Origin of the sequence: Corallococcus praedator, assembly GCF_003612125.1 — a bacterium.
In the GTDB taxonomy this organism is placed as follows: domain Bacteria; phylum Myxococcota; class Myxococcia; order Myxococcales; family Myxococcaceae; genus Corallococcus; species Corallococcus praedator.
The window spans coordinates 1-5,430 of record NZ_RAWI01000527.1 but is presented as its reverse complement, the minus strand read 5'-3'; the positions used below and the strand labels follow the sequence as shown (position 1 = coordinate 5,430).

The 5,430-nt window shown below is 71.6% G+C and carries 1 protein-coding gene; it reads left to right on the top strand.

The window, feature by feature from the left end:
- A partial coding sequence (locus tag D7Y13_RS37925; RefSeq protein WP_120630970.1) for a non-ribosomal peptide synthetase occupies nucleotides 1-5,430 on the top strand: 5,430 nt, incomplete at both ends.

The following is a 5,430-nucleotide window of genomic DNA, read 5'->3' as shown; positions in this document are numbered from 1 at the left end:
AGCCGGGCGAGGTGGAGTCCGTCCTGCACTCGCACCCGTCCGTGCGCGAGGCGGTGGTGGTGGTGCGCGAGGACGTGCCGGGCGACAAGCGGCTGGTGGCGTACGTCGTGGGCCACCCCACGCTGGACGCGTCCGTGCTGCGCGCCTTCCTCAGCGAGAGGCTGCCCGCGCACCTGGTGCCGTCCGCCTTCGTGCCCATGGCGGCGTTGCCGCTGACGCCCGGAGGGAAGCTGGAGCGCAAGGCCCTGCCCGTCCCCGAGCAGTCCGCCGCGGCCTCGCTTCCCACCGTCCCCGAGCACCTGACGCCCTTCCAGCAGCGCGTCGCCGGCCTCTTCCGCGACGTGCTGCACGTGGAGCGCGTGGGCCTGCACGACGACTTCTTCGCCCTGGGCGGCCATTCCCTCCTGGCCACGCAGCTCATCTCCCGCCTGCGCGCCACGTTCCAGGTAGAGCTGCCGCTGCGCGGCCTCTTCACCGCGTCCACCGTGGCCCGCGTCACGGAGTTGGTGGAGGAGCAGTTGCTGGTGCGCTCGGACGGACCGCGCGTGCCCGCGCTCCGCCGCGTGTCGCGTGACGGAGACTTGCCCCTGTCCTTCTCGCAGCAGCGGCTGTGGGTGTTGGACCAGCTCCAGCCCGGGGCCACGCCGTACGTGCTGCTCGGGGCCGTGCGCCTGGAGGGCACGCTGGACGCGGAGGCCCTGCGTCGCGCGCTGGAGCTGCTGGTGGAGCGCCATGAGGCCCTGCGCACCACGTTCGCGCTGAAGGGCCGCGATCCCATCCAAGTCATCCAGCCCACGCCCGCGTGGACGTTGCCGATGACGGACCTGGGTGAGTTGCCGTCCGAGGCTCGTGAGTCGGCCCTCCAGCGGCTCGCCCTGGAGGAAGCGGGTCGGCTTTTCGACCTGGGCACGGGACCGCTCCTGCGCTCGCGGCTGGTGCGCTTCACGCCCTCGGACCACGTGTTGGTGCTGGGCATGCACCACATCGTGTCCGACGGCTGGTCCGTGGGCGTGATGGTGCGCGAGGTGGCGGCGGCATACGCGGCCTTCTCCACCGGTAAGCCGCACGGGCTTCCATCCCTACCGGTGCAGTACGCGGACTTCGCGTCGTGGCAGCGCGGCTGGCTCCAGGGCGACGTGCTCGCCGCGCAGGTCGACTGGTGGAAGGAGCAGCTGGCGGGCGCGCCGCACGTCCTGGAACTGCCCACCGACAAGCCCCGTCCGACGCCGCGCTCCTCGCAGGGCGCGCTCCTTCCCGTACACCTGCCCCGCGCCCTGGGGGATCGCCTGGGGACGCTCGCGCGAAAGGAAGGCGCCACGTCGTTCATGGCGCTGCTGTCCGTGTGGCAGCTGCTGCTGTCCCGCTACAGCCGGCAGGAGGACTTGCTGGTGGGTTCGCCCATCGCGGGCCGCAACCACGGCGACGTGGAGGGGCTGGTCGGCTTCTTCGTCAACACGCTGGTGCTGCGCGCCCGCGTCAACCCGGACGCGTCCTTCCGCTCGCTGCTGACGCAGGTGCGTGACACGACGCTCGCGGCGTACGAGCACCAGGACCTCCCGTTCGAGAAGCTGGTGGAGGAACTGCAAGTCTCGCGCGATCTGAGCCGCACACCGCTGGTGCAGGCCATCTTCGCGCTGCAGAACGCGCCCGGCGGAGCGCTGGAGGTGCCGGGCCTGACGCTGCGCATGCTGGAGGTGGACACGGCCACGGCGCGCTTCGACTTGGGCCTGCTGCTCACGGAGACGCCGGACGGACTGCACGGCGCCATCGAGTACAGCACCGCCCTCTTCGAGCGCGACACCGTGGCCCGCATGGCCGGCCACCTGCGCGTGTTGATGGAGGCCGCGGTCGAGAACCCGGACGTGCCGCTGTCCCAGCTTCCCTGGCTCACGCCGGCCGAGCGCCAGCAGGTGCTCGTCGGCTGGAACGACACTGCTCGGCCCTACCCCTCCGACAGCACCGTCGCGGCGCGGTTCGCGCTCCAGGCCGCGCGGCATCCCGACGCCATCGCGGTGGAGTCCGAGGACGAACGGCTGACGTACGCGCAGCTCGACGCGCGGGCCAACCAGCTCGCCCATGTCCTCCGGGCCCACGGCGTCGGACCGGACGTGCCGGTGGCGGTGTGCCTGGAGCGCTCGGTGGGCTTCGTCGTCACGGTGCTCGCCACCCTCAAGGCGGGCGGTGCCTACGTGCCGCTGGATGCGTCGTATCCCGCCCAGCGGCTGGGCTTCATGTTGGAGGACGCCCGTCCGAGCCTGCTCCTCACCACGCGCGAGCTGCGCGGACGGCTGCCCCTTCCCGATGCGTCCCTGCCGTGCCTCTTCGTGGAGGAGCTGTCCCTGGTCTCCCGTCCCGTCACCGCGCCCGTGGTCGACGTGGGACCGCGTCACCTGGCGTACGTCATCTTCACCTCCGGCAGCGGCGGACGGCCCAAGGGCGTGGGCATCGAGCAGCGCGGACTGCTGCGCCTTGCGCACGCGGAGCCGTACTCCCGCTATGGCACGCGGGACACGGGGCTGCTCTTCGCGCCCGTGTCCTTCGACGGCTCCGTGCTGGAGCTGTGGCCCCCGCTGCTTCACGGTGGCCGGCTCGTCATCTTCCCGGGCAATGTGCCCGCGGGAGACATGGACACGCTCGCGCGCGTGGTGGAGCGCCACGGCGTCACCTTCGCCCACCTGCCGTCCGGCCTCTTCTCCCAGTTGATGGAGCACCGGCCCGACATCCTCGGGCGGCTGCGGGAGCTGCACGCGGGCGGCGACATCGTTTCGGTGCCGCACGCGCGCCGGGCGGTGGAGACGCTGGGACGGCCCTTCACCAACGCCTACGGCCCCACCGAGTGCTCGGTGGTCGCCACCACCTTCACGGTGGAGCGGCCGGAGCAGATTGGCGCTTCGGTGCCCATCGGGAAGCCGCTCGCCAACACGACGGTGTACGTGCTGGACGCTCGGCTGGAGCCGGTGCCCGTGGGCGTGCCGGGCGAGCTGTTCCTCGGGGGAGATGGCGTGGCCCGGGGCTACGTGTCGCGGCCGGACCTGACGGCGGAGCGCTTCGTCCCGGACGCGCAGGGCACCACACCCGGTGCGCGGCTGTACCGCACGGGCGACCTGGCCCGCTGGCGCGAGGACGGGACGCTGGAGTTCCTGGGCCGCATCGACCACCAGGTGAAGGTGCGCGGCTTCCGCATCGAACTGGCGGAGGTGGAGGCCGCCCTGCGCGAACAGCCCGGGGTGCAGGAGGCCGCAGCGGTGGTGCGCGAAGACGTGCCCGGGGACAAGCGTCTCGTCGTCTACGCGATGCCGCGTGCAGGGCACACGCTGGAGACCGCGCGGATGCGCGAGGCCCTGCGACAGCGGCTGCCGGAGTACATGGTGCCCTCGGTGTTCGTGACATTGGCCACCCTGCCCCTGAACCCCAGCGGCAAGGTCGACCGCAAGGCCCTGCCCGCGCCGGATGCCGCGTCCACCGGCCGTCAGGGCCGCTTCGTGGAGCCCACCCACCCGCTGGAGCAGCGCATCGCCCCCGTGTGGGCCCGCGAGCTGGGCGCCGACCGGGTGGGCGTGCACGACCATCTCTTCGACGACCTGGGCGGCACGTCTTTGTCCGTGGTGCGGATCGCCGCTCGCCTGCGCGAGGAACTCCAGCGCGACGTGCCCGTGGTGTGGCTCTTCGAGCACCCCACCGTGAACGATCTGGTCCGGCGCATGGAGCGAGAGTCGGGAGGCTCCACGGCCACCGTGGCCCCAACTGCCACGCACCGTCCGCGCGAGGCTGCGAAGACGGGCGAGTCCGGTGCCATCGCGATCATCGGCATGGCGGGCCGCTTTCCGGGTGCGATGACGGTGGCGGAGTTCTGGAAGAACCTGCGCGAGGGCGTGGAGTCCATCACCCGCTTCACGCCAGAGCAGTTGGAGCACCTGCCCGGGCTGCCGGAGGGGCTGGAGTTGTGGCACCACCCGGCCTTCGTCGCGGCGGGCGGTGTCATCGAAGGCGTGGAGAAGTTCGACCATGCCTTCTTCGACATGCCCCTGCGCGAGGCGCAGTTCACGGACCCGCAGCAGCGGCTGTTCCTCCAGACGGCCTGGGCGGCGCTGGAGGACGCGGGCGTGGATCCGGACCGCTTCCCGGGTGCCATCTCGCTGTATGCGGGTGCAGCGAGTTCCGGCTACACGGAGGCCGTGCGGCAGGCGATGCCGATGGACGCGGCGTCCTTCCTGGAGCTCCAGGGCACCGCCACGCACGAGAGCCTGGCGACCAAGACGTCCTTCAAGCTGGGACTCACGGGTGAGAGCACGCTGGTCTACACCGCGTGCTCCACGGGACTCGTCGCGGTGCATCTGGCCTGCAAGAGCCTGAGAGGGGGCGAATCCGACGTGGCGCTCGCGGGCGCGACGCGCCTGTCCGTGCCGCAGCGCACGGGCTACGTGCATCAGGAAGGGCTCATCTTCTCCCCGGATGGCCACTGCCGCGCGTTCGACGCGAAGGCGAAGGGCACGCTCGCGGCCAACGGAGTGGGCGCGGTGGTGCTCAAGCGCTTGGAGGATGCGATCCGGGACGGCGATGACATCTACGCCGTCATCCGGGGCTCGGCCCTCAACAACGATGGGCGGAACAAGTCCGGCTTCACCGCGCCCAGCGTGCAGGGGCAGGCGGCCGTGGTGACGCAGGCGCTGACCAACGCGGGCGTGTCACCGGAGTCCATCGGCTACGTGGAGACCCACGGCACCGCGACGTCATTGGGCGACCCGATTGAAGTGGCGGCGCTGACTCGCGCGTACGGTCTGGGTGCGGAGCACCAGGGCACCATCGCGCTGGCGTCGCTGAAGACGAACATCGGCCACCTGGATACGGTGGCGGGTCTTGCCGGCCTGATGAAGGCGGCGCTAGCGCTGCACCACGGCGAGATTCCTCCCAGCCTCCACTTCGAGCAGCCCAACCCGCAGATCGACTTCGCGGCGGGCCCGTTCTTCGTCAACACGGCGTTGCGGCCGTGGCCCCGGGGCGAGCGGCCCCGCTTCGCCGCGGTCAGCTCGTTCGGCATCGGCGGCACCAATGCCCACGCGGTGCTTGAGGAGGCCCCCCTCCGGCGGAGCGGTCCCACCACCCGTTCCCACCAGCTCGTCCTGCTGTCCGCGCGCACGCCCGAGGCGCTGGAAGCGGCGTCCCGTCAACTCGACGCGCACGCTGGTGGCGACAAGATCTCCCTGGCGGATCTGGCGTTCACGCACGCGGTGGGCCGCAAGGTCTTCGAGTTCCGCCGTGCGTTGGTGGTGAAGGACGCGGCGGACCTGGCGAAGCAGCTCCAGAAGCCGGCGGCCACGACGAAGGGCACGAACCGCGCGCCGCGCGTGGCGTTCGTGTTCTCCGGCCAGGGTGCGCAGCAGGTAGGCATGGGGCGCGAGCTGGCGGAGGCCTCGCCGCTGTTCCGCGCGC